Genomic DNA, 19,337 nt, shown 5'->3' on the forward strand with positions numbered 1-19,337 from the left:
TCAGACCCCGTCGACTGCCGTTTCGCGTGGCCGGGACTCGTCCGCCGCCGGTGTGCGCTCCGCCCGGCCGGCCAGTTCCCCTCGCACGGAGGGGACCGCGTCCAGCACGGCCCGGGTCCACGGATGCCGCGGGGCGGCGAACACCTCGGCGACCGGGCCCTGTTCGCGTACGGTGCCCCCGTCGAGGACGAGGACCCGGTCGGCCATCCGCGCGATCACGCCCAGGTCGTGGCTGATCAGCAGCAGCCCGAGGCCCAGACGGGAGCGGAGCCCGTCGAGCAGGGCGAGGATCTCGGCCTGGATGCGGACGTCGAGACTCGAGGTGACCTCGTCGCACAGCAGGAGCCGCGGCTGAGCGGCGAGCGCCCGTGCGATGGCCACCCGCTGGCGCTGGCCGCCCGACAGTGTGCGCGGCAGCCGGCCGGCCCACTGCGGGTCGAGCCCCACCAGGCGGAGCAGCCGCTCCGTCTCCGCGGCAGCGGCCTCCCCGCCGAGCCCACGCAGCACACGCAGCGGCCTGGCAATGGCCGCGCCCACCGTGCGCCGCGGGTTGAGCGATCCGTTCGCGTCCTGCGCGACGAGCTGTACGAGGCGGCGCTGGTCGAGGGTGCGGCCGCGCAGCGGCCCGGGGACAGCGGAACCGGCCAGTTCGATCAGGCCGCCGTCGGGGCTGTGGTGCCCCGTGACGCAGCGCGCCAGGGTCGTCTTGCCGGTGCCGGACCCGCCGAGCAGCGCCACGCACTCGCCCGGCTCGATGTGGAAGGCCACGTCCTGGGCGGTCGTCACCCGTGCTCTGCCCCGCCCGTGTCCGGCGCGCAGCCCGCTGACCCGCAGCACGGGCGTGGTGTCCGCGGCGCCGCCGGCCGGGGCGGCCGGGCGGGCCGCCGCCTCGCCGATGTCCGGTACTGCGTGCACCAGTTCGCGGGTGTACGCCGCACGGGGCCGCCCGAGCACGGCGTCCACCGGTCCCTCCTCCACGACCCTGCCCGCCTTCAGCACCGCGAGCCGGTCGGTCAGGCGGGCGGCCGCGGGCAGGTCGTGCGTGATGAACAGCAGCGTCAGGTTCCGCTCGGCGGCCAGGCGGGCCACCTCGTCGAGGACCAGGCGCTGGGTGAGCACGTCGAGCCCCGTCGTCGGCTCGTCCAGGACGAGGGCGGCGGGTCCGGCCGCGAGCACCCGGCCCAGGGCAAGGCGCTGCTGCTGTCCGCCGGACAGTTCGTGCGGGAAACGACGCAGGAAGCCCCGGCCGTCGGGCAGGCCCACGCTGCGCAGGGTGCGGGCCGCGTCCTCGGGGGTGCGGCGCACGGCGAGTTCCGAGACCAGTGCGCCGACCCGCATCGTGGGGGTCAGCGCGGCGGCCGGGTCCTGCGGCAGATACGCCACGGTGTGCCGCCGCAGCCGGCGCAGGGCGCGGCCGCGCAGGGCGAGCGGGTCCTCTCCGGCCACGCGCACCCGGCCGCCCGCGGTGCGCAGCCCGGGCCGCAGGGCGCCGAGCAGGGCGAGCGCGAGGGTGGTCTTGCCCGAGCCCGACTCGCCCACGACGCCGACGCGTTCGCCCGCCCGCACGGTCAGGGTCAGCCCGTCGAGCACGGGCCGTCCGTTCGGGTCGGCCACGGTCAGGTCGGTGACGGAGATGACCTCCGGCGCGGCGTCGGCCCGACCCTCGCCGTGCGGGCGGGCGGGGGCGGGGACGGCCAGGCCGCTCCGGGCGTCGAAGACTGCGCTCAAGGCACGAACCTCGCGATCGCCCGGTCCAGGGCAAGGTTGACGGAGACGGTGAGGACGGCGAGCCCCAGTGCGGGGGCCGCCACGCCCCAGGGCGCCAGCGTCACGCCCTCCATGTTCTCGCTGATCATGGCGCCCCAGTTGGGGCTGTCGGGTCCGAAGCCGAGGAAGCCGGCGGACGCGGTGAGGGTGATGGCGATGGCGAGGCGGGTGCCGGCGTCCGCGAGGACGGGCCGCACGATGTTGGGCACGATCTCCCGGGCCATCACCGCCACCGGACCGTCCCCGAGTGCGACGGCCTGGTCGACGTATCCGGCGTGCACGACCTGTGCCGTCGCGGCCCGGGCGACCCTGGAGACGAAGGGCACGCCGGTGACGGCGACCGCCGTGACGAGGGTGAGCGTGCGGTAGCCCCAGCCGTGCATCAGCACCAGGAGGACCAGGACCGGCGGCAGGGCGAGCAGCAGGGTGTCGAGACGGGAGACCACCGCGTCGACGCGGCCGCCCGCATAGCCGGCGAGCACTCCGGTCGCGGTGCCGAGGAGGGTGGTGACGGCGGTGGCGAGCAGCGGGATCAGGACCAGCGGGCGGCCTCCGGCCAGGAACCGGGACCACACGTCCCGGCCGTCGCCGTCCGAGCCGAGCAGCAGGTGGCCGGTGTCGTAGGGCGCGGCGGTGATGCGGGCCGGGTCGTGCGGGGCGAGCCAGGGTCCGATCAGGGCGAACAGGACGACGGCCGCCACGGGCAGCAGCAACAGCAGCGCGGTCCGTCGGCCCGGTCGGGGTGCGGCGGGGCCGGTGTCGGGAGCCTGGGTGCCGGCCGGCGTCAAAGCCGCAGTCGCAGTCGCAGTCGCAGTCGGCGGCAGCGGCGGCGTCGGGGCCGTCATGTCGCCGTCCTCATGCGCGGGTCCACCGCCATGGCCAGCAGGTCGGCCAGGAGGAGGCCGCCGACGACCGCCGCGGCCATGAGGAGCCCGATGCCTTCCAGGACGGCCGCGTCGTGATGCTGCACGGCGGCGACCAACTCTCTTGACAGACCTGGGTAGTTGAAGACCTTTTCCACCACGGCCGTGCCGCCGACGAGGGTCCCGGCGAGCCAGCCGAAGACCTGGGCGCACGGCCCGGCCGCGGTCGGCAGCAGGTGCCGCAGCACCACGCGGGCCGGGGAGAGCCCGGCGAGGCGGGCCGCCTCCACGTGCGGGGCCGCCGCCGCGTCGACGACGGCGGCCCGGACCATGCGGCTGGCCCAGGACGCGGAGAACAGCGTCAGCGCCGCCACCGGGAGCACCAGCGCCTCGGGGTGTGCGAGCAGCGGTTCGCCGAACGGGACCAGGGACACGGCCGGGAGCACTCCGAGCCAGGAGGAGAAGACCAGGGTCAGGATGCCCGCCGTGACGAACTGGGGCACCGAGACCAGGGTGACGGCGCCGCCGGAGAGCAGCCGGTCGAGCAGGCCGCCCGGGCGCAGCCCGGCGGCGATTCCGACCGCGAGTGCGAGGACGACCGTGAGCAGGGCGCACACACCGGCGAGGAGCAGGGTGTCGGCCAGCGGGCCCGAGATGATCTCGGCGACAGGGCGGCGGTCCACGAGGCTGTGCCCGAGGTCGCCGGAGAACGCCGCGCCGATCCAGTCGCCGTAGCGCACCAGCACGGGCCGGTCGAGGCCGAGTTCGGCGTGCATCCTGGCGACGTCCGCGGGGGTCGCGCCGCCGCCGAGCGCGGCCGCGGCCGCGTCGCCCGGCAGCACCTCGGCGGCGGCGAACAGCACGAACGAACCGACCAGCAGGGTGGCCAGGGCGCCGCCGAGCCGGCGTACGGCCAGGGCCGCGAGCCGGACGGCGGGCGTCACGCGGACCTGGCCCGGGTGAACACCGGGATGGACTGGCTCGACCACACCCCCGAGAGCCCGGGCGCCGAGGCGTCCAACTGCTCCTGGAAGCCCCACAGGAGGTCGCCGCCGGAGGAGTACAGGCCTCGCTGGACGGCGGCGAAGGCGGCTTCGCGCTTGCTGTCGTCGACCGTGGCCTGGGCGGTCGCCAGGCGCTTGAAGTGCGGCTCGCCGAGCCCGGTCACGTTGAAGAACGCGCCCTTGGTGGTGGTGGCGGACAGGTGCACGGCGGCGGGCCGGTTGGCGTAGTAGAAGGTCTGGAACGGGGTGCGGGCGAGGCCCTTCAGGTCGGCGTAGTAGGTGTCGGCGGGCACCTTCTGCACGTCGAGCTCCACGCCGGCCTCCTTCAGCTGCTGGCCGAGCAGCCGGGCCGCGGCCACGAAACCGGGCACGGTGTCCGCCGCGTGCAGCGTCAGCGAGTCGACCTTGGCGCGGGCGAACAGCCGCCTGGCCTCGGCCAGGTCGCGCTTGCGGTCCCCGCCCGCGTAGCCGGGCAGGCCCTTGCCGACCACGTCGTCGCCCTTGGTGCCGAGACCGAGGAGCACCTGCCGCACGAGTGCCTCGCGGTCCGCGGCGAGGCGCACCGCGCGCCGCACATCGGGGTTGTCGAACGGGGCGAGCTGCTCGTTCATGGCGAAGGACAGCGCGTTGGAGTTGGCGGTGCCGCCCCGGCGGACCCGGATCGCGCTGTTGCCGCGCTCGGCCTTGGCGCCCGTGGCGGTGATGCCGAAGGCGTAGTCGATCTGGCCGCTCTTGAGGGCGGCGAGGCGGGCGGCGGGGTCGGCGATGAGGTCGAGTTCGATCCGCCGGAAGTACGAGGTGCCGCCCCAGTACTTGTCGTTGACGGCGAGGCGGAGGTTCTTGCCGTCGTGCTCCTCGAGACGGTACGGGCCGGAGCCGACGCCCTTGTCGAAGTCCTTGCCGCGGGTGCCTTCGGGGAACACCGGTGAGAAGACCGCGAGGACGGCCTCCCTGAAGTCGCCGCGGGGCCGCTTGAGCCCCACCTTCAGGGTGTGGGCGTCGACCGCCTTGAGCCGGTCCAGGTCCAGGTCGACGAAGTTGTTGGCGCGGGTGGACGGCGGCGTGGCGAGGGTGCGCAGCGAGTAGGCGACGTCCGCGGCCCGCACCGGTGAGCCGTCGTGGAACACCGCGTGCTTGTGGAGGCGGATGGTCCACTCACTGGCGTCCTTGTTGGGTTCCACCGACTCGGCGAGCCCCAGCTCGTAACGGCTGCCCTTGAGGTACATCAGCTGGTCGTACAGGTGGTACAGGGCGATGTAGCTGGCACCGAACCCGGCGTGCCGCGGGTCGAGGCTGGTGGTGCCGGTGGCGTCCGACGCCCCGACCCGCAGCAGCTTGCCCGCGGAGCCGACCGACCGGGTGTCGCCGCTCTTGGAGGTGGCGCAGCCGGACAGGGCCGTGGCGCCCGCGGTGGCAGTCGCCGCGGCCGCGCCCCACTGCAGGAAGCGGCGCCGGCCGACGCCGTTGACCCGTGACATGGCAGAAAGCTCCTCAGGCTCATGAAGGTGTGCGGGAGACGTACATGGCGGGCGGGTTCGGGACCTGCCGGTCAGGCCCACCAGTCGCGTGTGCCGCCCTCGTCGGCGCCGCACTGGCGCCAGATCTTGCCGTCGCGCAGGACGTAGACGCCGAAGGTGACGACCGTCTCGCCGCGGACGATCATGGTGCCGCGCATCATGACGGTGTCGTCGGTCTGGATGAACTCGTTCATGTCCACGTGCTGGAGGTCGAGCTCCCAGTACCGCTTGAGCAGCTCGCGGATGTCCTCGCGCCCGCGCACGGGGCCGGTGAACCGGATCCACTCGGCCTCGGGGTGGTACAGGTCGACGAGCCCGTCGAGGTCCCGCTCGGCCGTGCAGCGGATCATCTCGGCGAACAGCGGGTGGATGGGGATCTCGGTCTCGGTGCTCATGACGGGGCTCCTGTCGCGTCGAGTTCTGCGGATGCGGTGGGTGCGGGTGTCACGCCTGCGGCCGACGCCGTCAGCCGGTCCCGGATGAGACGTTTGACGACCTTGCCGAGGTCGTTGCGGGGCAACTCGTCGACCACCAGGACCCTTTCGGGGATCTCATGGGGGTCGAGGCTGTCCTTCGCGTGGGCGGCGAGGGTGGCCGCCAGCAGCTTCGGGTCATGGGTGGCGCCGGCCGCGGGCACGATCGCGGCGGCCACGCCGGCCGGCCCGGCGGCGACCACGGCCGCGTCGGCGACCGCCTCGTGCTCGAGCAGGACCGACTCGACCCGCAGGGACGACACGAGCCCGGCCGGTGTGGGCACGGCGTCGGTCTCGCGGTCGAAGAGATACAGCTCGCCCTCGTCGTCGACGTGGCCGAGGTCGCCGGTGTCGCACCATCCGCCGTCCGGGACACCGGTGGCCTCCGGGCCCGCGTCGAGGCGGTTGCGGGGAGGCGCGCCGTCGGCGCGCAGCCAGATCCGGCCGACCCGCTGGGCGGGCAGCTCCGCGCCGTGCTCGTCGGTGATCAGTACATGGGTGCCGGGGGCGGGCCGGCCGGCCGACATCGGGCGCGCCGGGTCGAAGGTGCCGATGGTCACGGCGGGCTTGGCCTGGCTGGCCGAGTAGGCGCCGATCACGCGGGCCCGGGGCATCGCGGCCAACAGGGCGCGGGCGAGCGGGGGATGGAGGAACGCCGAGGCGGTGGCCACGGTGGTGACGGACGTCAGGTCGTAGCGGCCGAGCGCGCCGTCGCGGGTCATCTGCACGGCGAGGTTCGGGGTCATCATGACGGTGCTCGCCGCGTGGTGCTCGATGAGCGCGCACAGCCGGTCGGCGTCTCCCGGCGGCGCGAGGACGAGCGTGGTCGGGGTGGCGTTGAGCACCATGGAGACGGTGGTGGCGCTCGCGGTGATGCCCAGGTTCACGGACGCCACCATGGGGGTGGGCTCGTCGTGCGCCATCACGGAGGGCGGTCCGCCCGCCGTCGCGAGGTTCTGGTGCGAGACGACGACGCCGCGGGCCAGTCCGGTGGTGCCGGAGGAGTACACGATCTCGGCGGCGTCCGCGGGGCTGTGCACGAGGTCCACCGGTGTCTCGCCCGGGGCGGACAGCTCGTCGAGCGTCCCGGTCCAGGCGACGGCCGAGGTCTTGGGCGGGGCGGTCCGCCCGTGGACGATGCCGGCCAGCTCGCACTGCAGGGCGCGCCGTTCGAGCTCGTCGGCCGGGAGGGCCAGCGGCAGGTGAAGGACGGTGGCGCCGGCCTTGAGCGCGCCGAGGTAGGCGACCGCGTAGCCGGCCCAGTCCATGCCACCGAAGAAGATGCCGATACGGGTGCCCCGGCTTGTGCCGGCCGCGAGCAGCCCGCGGGCCAGTGCCTCCGAGCGCCGGTCCCACTCGCCGTACAGCAGGTCGGGGCAGCCGTCGATGACGAGTGCGGTGCGGCCCGGGTGAAGTGCGGCGTGGGAGCGGAGCTGGTCGGTGAGGTAGGAGAACGTCCGTTCCGTCATGGCGTACTCAACCCACTATCTGGAATGCGACACCGTTGCGGCCCCCGAACCGCGGCGCGGTGGCGGCGAGCAGGTGGCCGAGGATGAACCGGGCGCGCTCCTGCGGCGGGTCGTCGCTCAGGGATCCGAGGTAGCGGTCGTGGGCCGCGAGGGAGCGTACGGCCCGGTCGCGGGAGTCGTCGTCGACGGCCACGGCGTGCGTGGCGTGCGGGGAGCCGGCGATCGCCACCTTGCCGGCCCGCCACGGCTCGAGTCCCTCGTCGAGCAGCTCGGGGAAGATCCAGCGGTTGGCGGCGTCGGCGACGGCGTCCAGGGCGGCGAGACCCACGGCACGGTGGTCGGGGGTGTTCCACGCGCCGGACGCCCAGGTGTCGTGGTGGTTGAAGGTGACGATGAGTTCGGGGCGGTGCCGCCGGACGGCGCGCGCCAGGTCGCGGCGCAGGCCGGGCCCGTACTCGATCGTCCCGTCGTTGTAGTGGTCGAGGAAGTCGACCTCGTGCACGCCGAGTTCCGCGGCGGCCTTGCGCTGTTCGGCCTCGCGCACGGGCCCGCACTGCGCCGGTTCCAGATCGGAGATGCCTGCCTCGCCCCGGGTGACGAGGAGGTACGCCACCTCGCGCCCCTGGGCGGTCCACTGGGCCACGGCGGGCCCGGCACCGAACTCGATGTCGTCGGGGTGGGCGACGATCGCGAGCACGCGGCTGAAGTCGTCCGGCAGTTCGAGGAGTGTGTCGGCCATGGGGTGTCCTTCCCGGTGGACGAAGGAGATGAGGTCAGGCGGCGGCGTCGGTCTGCTTGGGAACCCGGATGACCAGGGCGGCGATGAGGATCGCGGCCGCGGCCAGGCCCGCGCTGCACAGGAACGCGACGGTGTAGCCGTGCGTGTCTCCGAGGCCGCCGACGGCCTGCGTGACCGTGGTCAGCACCGCGAGGCCCAGGGAACCGCCGACCAGGATCGCGGTGTTGAAGAGCCCCGACACGGCTCCGGCGTCCGCGGGGTCGACGCCCGTGGTGGCCAGCGTGCCCGCCGGCATCATGGTCAGGCCGAGGCCGATCCCGGAGATGACCGTCGGGCCGAGGACGGTGCCGACGAAGCTGCCCGACGACGCGGCGAGGCCCAGCCACCCCATGCCGAGCCCGAGACAGAGCAGGCCGGTCATCAGCATCCGGGTCAGCCCGACGCGGGCGACCGTCTTCATACAGACCTGGGCGAACACGAGCAGGGTGGCGATCAGGGGCAGGTACGCGAGGCCGGTCTGCAGCGCGGAGAACCCGAGGATCTCCTGCAGGTACAGGGTGACGAAGAAGAAGTAACTCATCTGCGTGGCGCCGAAGATCGCCATGATGGCGAGCGCACCGCTGGTGTTGCGCAGCCGGAAGACCTGCAGCGGGACGAACGGGTGGACTTGGCGGCGTTCGACGGCGAGGAACACGGCGAACAGCACGGCCGCGACCACCAGCAGGCCGCCGCGCAGCGGAGAGGTCCACGAGCGCTGCGTGTCGAGGAACGCGAAGACGGTCATCAGCAGCGCGGCGGTGAACGTCACCGCGCCCGCCACGTCGATCGAGGGCCGCTCGTCGGCACGGCTCTCCTTGATCGTGGTGGCGGCGAGCCCCACGACCAGCGCCCCGATCGGGACGGCGACGAAGAAGCTGAACTCCCAGCCGGGGCCCGACGTGAGCAGTCCGCCGACGATCAGACCGAACAGCGCCCCGGCCGCCTGAGCGCTCCCCCACAGGGCGAACGCCCGCTGCCGCGAAGGCCCTTCCTCGAACGAGGTGATGATCAGTGAGAGGACGACGGGGGCGGTCAGCGCGCCGCCCATGCCCTGCACCGCTCGCGCGATGACCATGACCGTCGGGTCGGTGCTGAATCCGCAGACGACGGACGCCAGCGTGAACACGGTGACGCCGATGATCAGTACCCGGCGCCTGCCGAACAGGTCACCGATGCGGCCGCCGAGCGGCAGCAGTCCTCCGTACAGGAGGCCGTAGGCGTTGACGACCCAGGGCAGGCCCGACTCGGTGAAGTCGAGATCGCGCTGGATGAAGGGCAGCGCCACGTTGACGATGGTCTGGTCGACCTGGATGAGCAGCTCGGCCATCAGCAGCGTGACGAGGATCAGCCGGGCGACGAGTGCGCCCGTGGCGGGGCTTTGCTCGGCGGCCTGCCGGCCGTCGTCGGTCCTGACGGTCATGGCTCTCCTGATCTTCGTGCCACACCCGCCACTTGGGCAGGCTCGGTCGAGGCCACGTTAGGGACGGGGAGCCCGAGCCGGATGCTCAATACAGCGCATCGCCGGTGGGGGATCGAAAGACCTGCCGCGCCGGCTCGCGGCGCCTGCGACACGGCGCGGGGGCCGGGGCGTTCGCCCCGGCCCCCGCGGTGTCCGACCCCGTCGTCACCACTCGACGTGCATCACGCGCGGAGCACGAATGATCATGTCCGCCTTCCATTCGACGTCGCCGCTGAGCCGCAGGCCCGGCATGCCCTCGACGAGGGCCTTGAGCGCCTCCTGCAGTTCCACCCGGGCGAGGTGCGCGCCCAGGCAGTGATGGGCGCCGTGGCCGAAGACCATGTGCCGGTTGTCGGCGCGGTCGATGACGACCTCGTCGGCGTTGTCGAAGACGAGGCCGTCGCGGTTAACCGCGCTCGTGTCCACGATGACCGGCTCGCCCTCGCGCACGAGGACACCGCCCACCGTCATGTCCTCGAGCGCATACCTCGGAGAGATGCCGTTCGCGGCGAACGGGACGAAGCGCAGCAGCTCCTCGACGGCCGCGGGAATCGCCTCGGGGTCCGCGCACAGCCGCGTCCACAGCTCGCGACGCTGCTGGAGCACATGGACGAAGCTCGAGATCTCACTCGCCGTCGTCTCGAATCCGCCGATGAGGATCGAGATGCACAGGCCGATGAGCTCCGGCTCGGCGAGCCGGTCGTGGGCGTCGCGCGCCTCGATGAGGGCGCTCGTCAGGTCGTCCCGCGGCTCCGCACGGCGCTCCTTGACCAGGTCCTCGAAGTACTTCTGCAGATCCATGAAGCTCTGCACACACTCTTCGTCGGTCAGTTCGCCCGTGGACAGCGCCGCGTCGCACCATCCCCGCAGCCGGGTCCTGTCGTCCTCCGGTACGCCGAGGAGCTCGCAGATCACGGTGACGGGGATGGCCAGCGCGTACGAGCCGACCAGCTCGGCGGGCGCACCGCCGGCCTTCATGTCGGCGACGAGCCCGGCGGCGAGCTCGCCGATCCAGGCCCGCTTGTTCTCGATGCGCCGGGGGGTGAAGGCTTTGGAGACGAGCGTGCGCAGGCGGGTGTGGTCCGGGGGGTCCATCGTCAGGATGCTCTCGGGCACGGCCCGCGGCGTCATGCGCGGCTCGTCGCGCTGGGTGGCCAGGTGACGGGAGAACCGCCGGTCGGTCAGGACGAAACGTGCGTCGTCGTACCGCGTGACGAGCCACGCGGGCTCACCGAACGGCAGCTGTACGCGGATCGGGTCCCCGTCCTCGAAGAGCTTCGCGTACGACTGCGAGAGCTCGAGCCCCTCGCTTCCGGTGAAGGGGTACGCGACCGGTGCCGGCTTCTCGGTTTCCACTTCGGTGCTCACTGTCGACTGCCTCCTCGGAAATGCCCGCCGTGACGCGGCGTCACGCTAACGGCCCGGGCCGCGGCGGCCTGCTCAATCCGGAGCATCGGGCGGAAGTACCGGGCGGGATACTCCGCACATGACTCAGATGCGGATTCAGGCCACCTTCGTCGTCGACGTCTGGGACGGCACCGACGACGATCAGGTCGACGGCGGCCCGGTCACCGGTCGCGTCGAACTGACCAAGACCTACACGGAAGGCGATGTGAAGGGCTCGGCCACCGGCCACATGGTGACCACCCAAGGCCCCGGCGGCGCGGCCTACGTGGCGCAGGAGCGGGTCACCGGAATCATGGGCGGCCGCACGGGGACGTTCGTCCTGGAGCACCGGGCGACGCAGGTCCCGGGCACCGACCCGGTGACGTGGGCGGGCATCGTGCCGGGATCCGGCACCGGCGAACTGGCCGGCGTCAGCGGCGAGGGCTCACTCGGCCACGGCACGCTCGACCTCCAGGTCGAGTTCGCCACCGACGGGGCTGCCTAGTCCGCGGCGCGAAGGGCCGTTCAGCCCTTCCCGGCGGCCGCCAGGATCTTCTCGGAGGTGTGGAAGAACCGCCCTGTGGCCTGTACCCCGAAGGTCTTCTCGATGGCGGGGACCGGGTTGACGGGGCGGCCGTTGACCAGCCGCCACCGCACATAGGCCGTCGCCCCGCAGGCGCCGAGGACTTCCCAGTCGCCCTTGGCGGAGCGCAGCGGGAACTCGCCGTCCGTCAGCGGGCCCGAGCTGTAGACCATGGAGAACCGCTCGTCCGGGGCCGGCTGCCGGCCCACGAACGGGGACGCTGCCAGCTCCGTGCGCAGTTCGTCCGTCGTGCGCAGGATCGTGGGAACCTCGAACCCGAAGGTCTCGGCGAGGCCGGCCTCCACGCGCTCGACGATGCGGGCGCGGTCGTTCCCCGCGCCGGTGAAGAAGGCGTTCCCGCTGGCGATATAGGTGCGCGCGCCCGTGAATCCCAGCTGGGTGAGCACCTCGCGCAGGCGGGCCATCTCGACCTTGCGCCCGGGGACGTTCACGGCCCGCAGGAAGGCGATGTACGTCGGATCGGTCTGACCGGCCGGAGCAGTCACATCGGTCGCATCGCTCGGAACGGTCCTCATGTGCGTGCGGGTTCCTTCCTCGTTGCCACGTCGCGCCCGGCCGGAGCCGGGCGCCATGTTCTCACGCGTTTCAGAACGTCCGCTCGGCCACCGGGAAGCGGTTGTGCGCGGCGTTGCAGCGGGTCAGATCGTCGACGAACACGTTGAGGAGAGGCCGTTCGTCCGCGTGCCAGTGGAAGTGGCCGCCGGGGAGGCGGCGGGCGCGGAAGGAGCGGCGGGTGTAGTCGCGCCAGCCGCCCAGCTCCGCACCCCGCACCGTGAGGTCGTCCTGCCCCGCCAGCGCCGTGACGGGGGCGTGCACCGTGTTGTCGAGTCCTTCCTCGTACGACTCCGCGAGCGCGAAGTCGGCTCGCAGCACCGGCAGTTGGAGCCTCGCCAGGCCGGCCTCGCCGAACGTGCCGGGATGGATACGGGGGTGGTGGCCGGCGCGGGCCAGGAACTCCTCGTCCGGCAGGTGCCCGATGGGCTCCTCGCGCGGGGGCAGGTGAGGCGCCGGGTACCCGGAGACGTACAGCCGCTCGGCGACCAGTTCGTGGTCCCACTCCAGACGGGCCGCGATCTCGTAGGCCAGTACGGCGCCGAAGCCATGGCCGTACAGCGCGAAGGGCCGGTCGCACAGACGGGCCACGGTGGGCACCAGCTCGTGCAGCAGCGGCTCCAGGCGGCGGCGCGGCTCCTCCCGCATCCGGCTCCCGCGCCCCGGCAGTTCGAGGGGGGTGACGGCGATGTGCGGCTGGAGACGCTCGCACCACGGCAGATAGACGCCCGCTGAGGCGCCGGCGTACGGCAGGCAGAACAGGCGCACCGACGTGCCGGTCATGCGGAGGCCGCCGGGGTGGGGGTGAGGGCGGTCGATACGTCGAGCACGGTGGTTCCCCTCTCGGTCCACAAGCCCTTTCGCAGGGCTGTTGCTGCCGCCGGACCCTACGGAGGAAATGCGCCAACTCCCTTTTTCTGTAGTGGGTTTGGTGGTCGGCTCCGAGTGCTTGTGCACCGCGGGTCGATGTCCGTTGCCCACACCGAGCGGCCCCAAGGGCGCATGTGGCAGGTCTCGAGCGCCTCTCGAGTTGCCGTCCATAGCGTCCCCTCGGGGACGACCAGGACCCGAGAGAGGAGTCCCGATGACCGGCACGCTCGTGCGCGGCGCCGCCCGAACGCGTCCGCGCCTGATGGCGGTCCACGCCCACCCCGACGACGAGTCCAGCAAAGGCGCGGCGACCTTGGCGAGATACGCCGCCGAGGGCGTCGAGGTGCTGGTGGTGACCTGCACCGGAGGGGAACAGGGGTCCATCCTCAATCCGGGGTACCCGCGCCCGCGCGGGCCCGTGGACATGTCCGTGCTGCGCGCCCGGGAGATGGAGCGGGCCCGGCGGATTCTCGGCGTGCGGCACTCCTGGCTCGGATATGTGGACTCGGGGCTGCCGCACGGGGACGAACCGCTCCCTGCGACCTGCTTCGCGCGCGTCGCCCCACAGGCGGCCACGGCCCGTCTGGTGCGGCTGATCCGGCAGTTCCGGCCGGATGTCGTCACGACGTACGACGAGGACGGCGGCTATCCGCACCCGGACCATGTCATGGCGCACCGGATCACGGTGGCGGCCTTCACGGCGGCCGGTGACGGTGCGGCGCATCCTCGTGCGGGGCGTCCGTGGCAGCCGCTCAAGCTGTACTACAACCACGGCTCGCATCCGGCGCGCAGCGCGGCGCTGCACCGGGCGCTGCGGGAGCGGGGCAGCACGGCACCGTACGCGCCGCTGCCCAACGAGCCGGTGCGGCAGCCGGACATCACCACGCGGGTGCCGTGCGCCGAGTACTTCCCACTGCGGGACCGGGCGCTGCGCGCCCACACCTCACAGGTGGAACCGCACGGCGTCTGGTTCGCCGTGCCGACGCCGGTGCAGCAGGAGGTGTGGCCCACCGAGGACTACACACTCGCGCGGTCGCTGGTGCGCACGGAGCTGCCGGAGAGCGATCTGTTCGCCGGAATCACCACGGCGGCCACCGTCGGACGCCGTGGCGTCGGCCCGCGTCAGGTCAGGGCGCGCCGCCCCGAAGGGCTCCGGGTGAAGATGCCGGCGGACGCGGCGAGGGCCGCGCTGCGGGCCGCCTCGTCGGGCAGGAGCGGGTCGGGTTCGGCTCGCAGCAGGACCAGTTGGTGATAGAGCGGCGCGGTGGCGGCGACGAGCAGGGGGCGTGCGGCGGTGTCCGGCGGAACGTCCCCGCGCTCGACGGCCCGCTCGACGGTGACCTCGCAGCGCGTGTAGCGGTCGTCCCAGAACCGGCGCAGGGCGCGGGCGGCCTGTTCGGAGCGGAATGACGCGGCGATCAGGGCCGCGGTGACCGACGGCTGCTCGGACAGGGCCGTCTGGATGTCGTGGTTCAGTGCCGCCAGGTCGCCGTACAGCGTGCCGGTGTCCGCGGGCTCCCAGTCGTCGCCCATGCCGGCGTTCAGGACGTCGGCGAGCAGCCCGCCGACGTCACCCCAGCGCCGGTACACCGTGGTGCGGTGGACTCCCGCGCGGTCCGCGACGGCGTCCACCGTGAGCGCGTCGTAGCCGTGTTCGACCAGCTCGCTACGGACCGCGTCGAGCACCTGGGCGCGGTTGCGGGCGGTGCGGCCGCCGGGGCGCCGGACCGGGGGCGCCGGGGCGGCAGCGGCGGCGGCGGCGGAACCGGATGCGGTATGCGGGGCGGCAGAGTCGGTATCCGGTATTCCGGTTGCTCGGGGAGGCGGTGGCATGACAGCATCTTAATGCAACTGTTGTCGTACTAGTGGGGTCGTCGATGATCTTCCGAAGTGTTCGCCCGGCCCCGCGGCCCGCGCCGGCCGCTCCGTCCCCGAATGCTTCGGAGTCCTCACATGCCTACGCAGATCACCGTCCGCTCCGTCACCAAGTCCTTCGACGACCGGCTCGTCCTCGACGCGGTGACGTGCTCGCTCCCCGCGGGTGAGCGCGCCGGGATCATCGGGGAGAACGGCTCCGGGAAGAGCACCCTGCTGCGCCTGCTCGCCGGGCGCGAGCAGCCCGACCAGGGCAAGGTCGTCGTCCAGGCCGACGGCGGCGTCGGCTACCTCGCCCAGGACGAACAGCTCCCTTCGCGTGCCACCGTTCAGGATGTGATCGACCGGGCCCTGGGCGACCTGCGCACCATGGAGGAGCGCATGCGTCGCCTGGAGGCCTCGATGGCCGACGGCGACGAGAGCGGCATGGCCGAATACGGAGACCTGATGACGGTCTTCGAGCTGCGCGGCGGCTACGACGCGGACGCCCGCGTGGAGCGCGCCCTGCACGGTCTCGGCCTGGACCTCCTCGACCGCGACCGCACCGTGGACGGCCTCTCCGGCGGAGAGCAGGTGCGCCTGCGCCTCGCGGCCGTCCTGGCGGCCGGTCCCGAGGTGCTGCTCCTCGACGAGCCGACCAACCATCTCGACGAGGACGCTCTGAGCTGGCTGGAGGACCACCTGCGCACCCGGCGTGGCACCACGGTGGCCGTCTCCCACGACCGGATGTTCCTCGAGCGGGTGGCGACGAGCCTGCTGGAGGTGGACGCGGACAGCCGCGGCATCGTGCGGTACGGCAACGGCTACGCCGGCTATCTCGCCGAGAAGGCGGCGGCCCGAGCGCGCGCGGCCCAGGCACACGCGCAGTGGCAGACCGATGTGGCCCAACTGCGCGAGGCGGCGGCGACGACCGCCCGGCGGGTGGCACCGGGGCGAGCGATGAAGGACGGCAACAAGATGGCCTACGACCGGGCGGCGGGCCGCGTGCAGCAGTCCCTGGCCAGCAGAGTGCGCCAGGCCGAGGAACGGCTGCGCCGCCTCCTCGCCGACCCGGTGCCCTCCCCTCCGGAACCCCTGCACTTCGCGCCCGTACTGCGGGCGGCACGCGTGCAGGGCCCCGTCCTCGACGCGGCCGGCATCGGTGTCGCCGGTCGGCTCGACCGCACGGACCTCACGATCGCGGCGGGCGAGCGACTGCTGATCACCGGGCCGAACGGGGCGGGCAAGACCACCCTGCTGCGCGTCCTGGCCGACGAGCTGGCGCCGGACACCGGTTCGGTCACCCGCCGGGGCCGGATCGGCTATCTCCCGCAGGAACCGGCTCCCGGCCGGCCCGGCGAGAGTCTGCTCGCCGCCTTCGCGCGCGGCCGCTCCGGGCAGACCGCCGAGCACCGCGACCGTCTGCTGTCCCTCGGCCTGTTCGACGCCGAGCAGCTCACGGCCTCGGTACGGGGCCTGTCCACCGGGCAGCGCCAGCGTCTCGCCCTGGCACGGCTCGTGACGCAGCCGTCGGACGTGCTGCTGCTCGACGAGCCCACCAATCATCTTTCGCCCGCACTCGTCGAGGAGCTCGAAGCAGCCCTGGCCGGCTACGACGGCGCTCTCGTGGTCGTCAGTCACGACCGCCGGCTCCGCCGGCGCTGGCAGGGTGCTCAGCTCACCCTGTCGACGAGTGCACCACAGGCCGTCCGGGTCTGAGACACGGACGGCCGCACGCACCAACTCGCAAGGAGTCACCCATGCTTCAGTCCAGCGCCGTGTTCAAGCAGGTGTCCGTCGCGGACCCTCAGTTCTGTCCGGCCCCTACGACGTCACCACCGGGCCGGACGACGCGCTGTGGTTCACCCTGATCCACTCCGGAGGCATCGCCCGCCTCACACCCGACGGCGCGCTCGACCGTCATGCGCTCGACTCCCCGGCGTGCGGCCCCTCGATCATCACGCCGGGCCCGGACGGGGCCCTGTGGTTCACCCGTTGCCAGGACCACCGCATCGGGCGGATGACGGTGACAGGGCAGGCGACCTCTTTCGCCGTTGCGACGCCGGACAGCGGCCCCTACGGCATCGCCGCGGGCGGTGACGGCGCTCTGTGGTTCACCCAGTTGCACACGGACCGGATCGGCCGCATCACCGTGGACGGCCGGGTGACCGAGTTCCCGTTGCCCTTCAAGGGCGCTTTTCCCTCGGCCATCACCGCGGGGCCCGACCAGGCGCTGTGGTTCACGCTGAACCGGGCGGACGCCGTGGGGCGCATGGATCTCGGCGGAGAGGTCACGGTCCACCCGCTGCCCACCGAGCACGCGGCACCGGTCGGCATCACCGTCGGCACGGACGGCGCGCTGTGGTTCGTCGAGATCGGCGCCGGTCAGGTCGGACGGGTGGGCACCGACGGCGTAGTCCGGGAGTTCCCTCTCCCGGACCGCGCGTGCCGGCCGCACGCGATCACCGCCGACCCCGCCAGGGGCGTCTGCTGGTTCACCGAGTGGGCCGCCGGCCGCATCGGATCGATCACGCCCGACGGCCACATCGAGGAGTACGAACTCCCGGACCGCGGCGCGGAACCGCACGGCCTCACAGTGGCGCCGGACGGTGCGCTGTACGTCGCACTGGAGACGGGGCGGATACTGCGCATGGAGCTCTAGGACCGGCTTGTCCGGCGGGTCGTGCCCACGGCCAGTCCTTCCCGCGAACGCTCTTCGCCCCCGGCCGACGGCGCGGGGGCGAAGCTCTGTTCACAGGGTCTTTCCATCAGGGCTCTTCACGGTGTCACCGCTTCACCACGGACCTCCTCCGGTGTGGTGTCGCGCAGTTCACCGTCGAGCAGGACCCAGCGGGTGATCCCGATCGACTCCAGGAACGGCACGTCGTGGCTGGCCACGATCAGGGCTCCCTCGTAGGACGACAGGGCCGAGGTCAGCTGGCGCACGCTCGCCATGTCCAGGTTGTTCGTCGGCTCGTCCAGCATCAGGAGCTGGGGCGCCGGCTCGGCGAGCATCAGCGCGGCCAGGGTCGCGCGGAAGCGTTCGCCGCCGGACAGGGTCGCGGCCTGCTGGTCGGCGCGTGCCCCCTTGAACAGGAAGCGGGCGAGGCGGGACCGGATGCGGTTGTTGGTCGCCTGCGGTGCGAATCGCGCCACGTTCTCGGCGACGCTCAGGGCCTCGTCGAGTACGTCGAGCCGCTGGGGAAGGAAGCGCAGCGGCACGTGCGCCACGGCCTCCCCCTCCACGGGTTCGAGTTCACCGGTGATGGTGCGCAGGAGCGTCGTCTTGCCCGCCCCGTTGCGCCCCACGAGCGCGATCCTCTCGGGCCCGCGCAGCTCGAACTCGCCCTGTACCCGGGCGCCATGGGCGAGGTGCAGTTCGCGCAGGGTCAGTACGGTGCGCCCGGGCGGCACCGCGGTGTACGGGAGGTCGACATGGATCTCGTCGTCGTCGCGTACCGCGTCTACCGCCTCGTCGAGCCGGTCCTTCGCCTCGGCGAGTTTCTCCTCGTGCATGATGCGGTGCTTGCCGGCGGCGACCTGGGCCTGTCGTTTGCGCTCGCCCATGACGACCTTGGGCTCGCGCTTGGTGTCCCACATCTTCTGTCCGTAGCGCTTGCGCCGCGCCAACTTGATTTGTGCGTCGGCCAGTTCGCGCTTCTGCTTCTTCAGGTCGGACTCGGCGACCCGCACCATCCGCTGTGCCGCCTCCTGTTCGGCGGCCAGGGCCTCCTCGTACGCGGACAGATTGCCTCCGTACCAGGTGACCTCACCGCCTCGCAGGTCGGCGATCTGGTCGACGCGTTCCAGGAGTTCACGGTCGTGGCTGACCAGGACCATCACACCGGACCACGCCTCGACCGTGGCGTACAGCCGCCGCCGGGCCCGGAGGTCGAGGTTGTTGGTGGGCTCGTCCAGGAGCAGTACGTCGGGCCTGCTGAGGAGCAGCGCGGCGAGGCGCAGGAGCACCGACTCGCCGCCGGACACCTCGCCGATGGTGCGGTCCAGGCCGATGTGGCCGAGGCCGAGCCCGGACAGCATGGCGACGGCGCGCTCCTCGACGTCCCAGTCGTCGCCGACTGCGGTGAAGTGTTCCTCGCTCGCGTCGCCCGCCTCGATGGCGTGCAGTGCGGCGCGGGCCTCGGCGATGCCGAGGGCCACGTCGACACGCAGGGACGTGTCGAGCGTGACGTTCTGCGGGAGATAGCCGACCTCTCCGGTCACCCGGACGGTGCCGGAGGCCGGGGTCAGCTCCCCGGCGATCAGCTTCAACAGGGTTGATTTCCCTGACCCGTTGAGGCCGATGAGCCCGGTGCGGCCGGGCCCGACGGCGACCTGCAGGTCCTCGAAGACGGGCGTGCCGTCCGGCCAGGCGTAGGTGAGGCCGGCGCAGGTGATGGAGGTGGGGCCGGAGAAGTTCGGGTGGGTGGTCATGGGGCCTCGCGGTTGCTCGGTGCGAACGGTGGTGGGGGTGCAACGCGTTCGAGACACCGTGGGCGCGGCGACGACGGGAGGAGATGCCGGATTCCGGACCGCGGCCTGATGGGCGGCGGCGCGGGGAGGGGACGGCTCGTGACGTCGAGGTCGCACACAGGAGCGTCCGCAGTGCCGGGATGTACGGCGTGAGCTGCGTGACGCGACGGTGACTCGGGACCTCAGACGAGCAACGTCCTTCTCCTATCGACGGCAGCAGAATCGCTATACAGCGTATAGCGATGGGTGGGGGATGTCAACGACTCGC

16 protein-coding genes and 1 pseudogene are annotated in these 19,337 nt (G+C 72.6%); 4 read left to right on the top strand and 13 right to left on the bottom strand.

The annotated features are described in order from the left end of the window. From OG574_RS52000 to OG574_RS52040, 9 genes are all read right to left on the bottom strand, one after another. Entirely contained in the window at positions 1-1,728 is a 1,728-nt protein-coding gene (locus OG574_RS52000; RefSeq protein ID WP_326779349.1) for an ABC transporter ATP-binding protein, read from the bottom strand. Beyond that, positions 1,725-2,612 carry an ABC transporter permease gene (locus OG574_RS52005; RefSeq protein ID WP_326779350.1) on the bottom strand — a complete coding sequence of 296 codons (888 nt, stop codon included), beginning with the start codon at positions 2,610-2,612 and terminating at the stop codon, positions 1,725-1,727. Before OG574_RS52005 ends, OG574_RS52000 begins: the two co-directional genes overlap by 4 nt. Then, positions 2,609-3,574, bottom strand: a complete 966-nt coding sequence (locus OG574_RS52010; RefSeq protein WP_326779351.1) for an ABC transporter permease — start codon at positions 3,572-3,574, stop codon at positions 2,609-2,611. The genes OG574_RS52005 and OG574_RS52010 overlap by 4 nt, the downstream gene beginning before the upstream one ends. Further along, positions 3,571-5,112 carry an ABC transporter substrate-binding protein gene (locus tag OG574_RS52015; RefSeq protein ID WP_326779352.1) on the bottom strand — a complete coding sequence of 514 codons (1,542 nt, stop codon included), beginning with the start codon at positions 5,110-5,112 and terminating at the stop codon, positions 3,571-3,573. The genes OG574_RS52010 and OG574_RS52015 overlap by 4 nt, the downstream gene beginning before the upstream one ends. A gap of 71 nt (positions 5,113-5,183) precedes the next feature. Beyond that, positions 5,184-5,546, bottom strand: a complete 363-nt coding sequence (locus OG574_RS52020; protein ID WP_100596201.1) for a nuclear transport factor 2 family protein — start codon at positions 5,544-5,546, stop codon at positions 5,184-5,186. Beyond that, positions 5,543-7,093: a class I adenylate-forming enzyme family protein gene (locus OG574_RS52025; RefSeq protein ID WP_326779353.1), complete on the bottom strand. Its 1,551-nt coding sequence runs from the start codon at positions 7,091-7,093 to the stop codon at positions 5,543-5,545. The genes OG574_RS52020 and OG574_RS52025 overlap by 4 nt, the downstream gene beginning before the upstream one ends. Positions 7,094-7,100: 7 nt before the next feature. Then, positions 7,101-7,832 carry a PIG-L deacetylase family protein gene (locus OG574_RS52030; protein WP_326779354.1) on the bottom strand — a complete coding sequence of 244 codons (732 nt, stop codon included), beginning with the start codon at positions 7,830-7,832 and terminating at the stop codon, positions 7,101-7,103. Between the two features lie 34 nt (positions 7,833-7,866). After that, on the bottom strand, positions 7,867-9,291 hold the full coding sequence (locus OG574_RS52035; protein ID WP_326779355.1) for an MFS transporter: 1,425 nt from the start codon (positions 9,289-9,291) through the stop codon (positions 7,867-7,869). Between the two features lie 204 nt (positions 9,292-9,495). Beyond that, on the bottom strand, positions 9,496-10,686 hold the full coding sequence (locus OG574_RS52040; protein WP_442816979.1) for a cytochrome P450: 1,191 nt from the start codon (positions 10,684-10,686) through the stop codon (positions 9,496-9,498). Between the two features lie 130 nt (positions 10,687-10,816). On the opposite strand from OG574_RS52040, the gene OG574_RS52045 reads away from it, so the two are divergent. Beyond that, a complete protein-coding gene (locus OG574_RS52045; RefSeq protein WP_100596197.1) occupies positions 10,817-11,221 on the top strand; it encodes a DUF3224 domain-containing protein in 405 nt (134 codons plus the stop codon). Positions 11,222-11,241: 20 nt separating this feature from the next. Here the strand turns inward: OG574_RS52045 and OG574_RS52050 are convergent, their stop codons facing one another. Both OG574_RS52050 and OG574_RS52055 read right to left on the bottom strand, forming a co-directional pair. Next, the gene (locus tag OG574_RS52050; RefSeq protein ID WP_326779357.1) at positions 11,242-11,835 is read right to left on the bottom strand and encodes a DUF1697 domain-containing protein; all 594 of its coding nucleotides are present in this window, start codon (positions 11,833-11,835) and stop codon (positions 11,242-11,244) included. Between the two features lie 70 nt (positions 11,836-11,905). Next, positions 11,906-12,655: a thioesterase II family protein gene (locus OG574_RS52055; protein WP_326779358.1), complete on the bottom strand. Its 750-nt coding sequence runs from the start codon at positions 12,653-12,655 to the stop codon at positions 11,906-11,908. A 349-nt stretch (positions 12,656-13,004) separates the two neighbouring features. On the opposite strand from OG574_RS52055, the pseudogene mca reads away from it, so the two are divergent. Then, a pseudogene (gene mca / locus OG574_RS52060) lies at positions 13,005-13,763 on the top strand (mycothiol conjugate amidase Mca); the annotation flags it as partial. A gap of 101 nt (positions 13,764-13,864) precedes the next feature. Here the strand turns inward: mca and OG574_RS52065 are convergent. Then, complete coding sequence (locus OG574_RS52065) at positions 13,865-14,575, bottom strand: TetR/AcrR family transcriptional regulator (RefSeq protein ID WP_326779359.1); 711 nt, start codon at positions 14,573-14,575, stop codon at positions 13,865-13,867. Positions 14,576-14,695: 120 nt separating this feature from the next. Between OG574_RS52065 and abc-f the strand changes: the two genes are divergently transcribed. Together abc-f and OG574_RS52075 are read left to right on the top strand one after the other, a co-directional pair. Further along, complete coding sequence (gene abc-f / locus OG574_RS52070) at positions 14,696-16,315, top strand: ribosomal protection-like ABC-F family protein (RefSeq protein WP_326779360.1); 1,620 nt, start codon at positions 14,696-14,698, stop codon at positions 16,313-16,315. A 94-nt stretch (positions 16,316-16,409) separates the two neighbouring features. Further along, the gene (locus OG574_RS52075) at positions 16,410-17,258 is read left to right on the top strand and encodes a virginiamycin B lyase family protein (RefSeq protein WP_326779477.1); all 849 of its coding nucleotides are present in this window, start codon (positions 16,410-16,412) and stop codon (positions 17,256-17,258) included. A gap of 116 nt (positions 17,259-17,374) precedes the next feature. Here the strand turns inward: OG574_RS52075 and OG574_RS52080 are convergent, their stop codons facing one another. Further along, positions 17,375-19,030, bottom strand: a complete 1,656-nt coding sequence (locus OG574_RS52080) for an ABC-F family ATP-binding cassette domain-containing protein (protein WP_326779361.1) — start codon at positions 19,028-19,030, stop codon at positions 17,375-17,377. Positions 19,031-19,337 lie beyond the last annotated feature (307 nt).

This window comes from Streptomyces sp. NBC_01445 (assembly GCF_035918235.1).
Lineage (GTDB): Bacteria > Actinomycetota > Actinomycetes > Streptomycetales > Streptomycetaceae > Streptomyces.

What these genes read in the sequence shown, in the direction of transcription:
- OG574_RS52005 (WP_326779350.1), bottom strand. Translation starts at nt 2,612, where the DNA reads ATGACGGCCCCGACGCCGCCGCTGCCGCCGACTGCGACTGCGACTGCG.
- OG574_RS52015 (WP_326779352.1), bottom strand. Translation starts at nt 5,112, where the DNA reads ATGTCACGGGTCAACGGCGTCGGCCGGCGCCGCTTCCTGCAGTGGGGC.
- OG574_RS52020 (WP_100596201.1), bottom strand. Translation starts at nt 5,546, where the DNA reads ATGAGCACCGAGACCGAGATCCCCATCCACCCGCTGTTCGCCGAGATG.
- OG574_RS52025 (WP_326779353.1), bottom strand. Translation starts at nt 7,093, where the DNA reads ATGACGGAACGGACGTTCTCCTACCTCACCGACCAGCTCCGCTCCCAC.
- OG574_RS52030 (WP_326779354.1), bottom strand. Translation starts at nt 7,832, where the DNA reads ATGGCCGACACACTCCTCGAACTGCCGGACGACTTCAGCCGCGTGCTC.
- OG574_RS52035 (WP_326779355.1), bottom strand. Translation starts at nt 9,291, where the DNA reads ATGACCGTCAGGACCGACGACGGCCGGCAGGCCGCCGAGCAAAGCCCC.
- OG574_RS52045 (WP_100596197.1), top strand. Translation starts at nt 10,817, where the DNA reads ATGACTCAGATGCGGATTCAGGCCACCTTCGTCGTCGACGTCTGGGAC.
- OG574_RS52050 (WP_326779357.1), bottom strand. Translation starts at nt 11,835, where the DNA reads ATGAGGACCGTTCCGAGCGATGCGACCGATGTGACTGCTCCGGCCGGT.
- OG574_RS52055 (WP_326779358.1), bottom strand. Translation starts at nt 12,655, where the DNA reads ATGACCGGCACGTCGGTGCGCCTGTTCTGCCTGCCGTACGCCGGCGCC.
- OG574_RS52065 (WP_326779359.1), bottom strand. Translation starts at nt 14,575, where the DNA reads ATGCCACCGCCTCCCCGAGCAACCGGAATACCGGATACCGACTCTGCC.
- abc-f (WP_326779360.1), top strand. Translation starts at nt 14,696, where the DNA reads ATGCCTACGCAGATCACCGTCCGCTCCGTCACCAAGTCCTTCGACGAC.
- OG574_RS52080 (WP_326779361.1), bottom strand. Translation starts at nt 19,030, where the DNA reads ATGACCACCCACCCGAACTTCTCCGGCCCCACCTCCATCACCTGCGCC.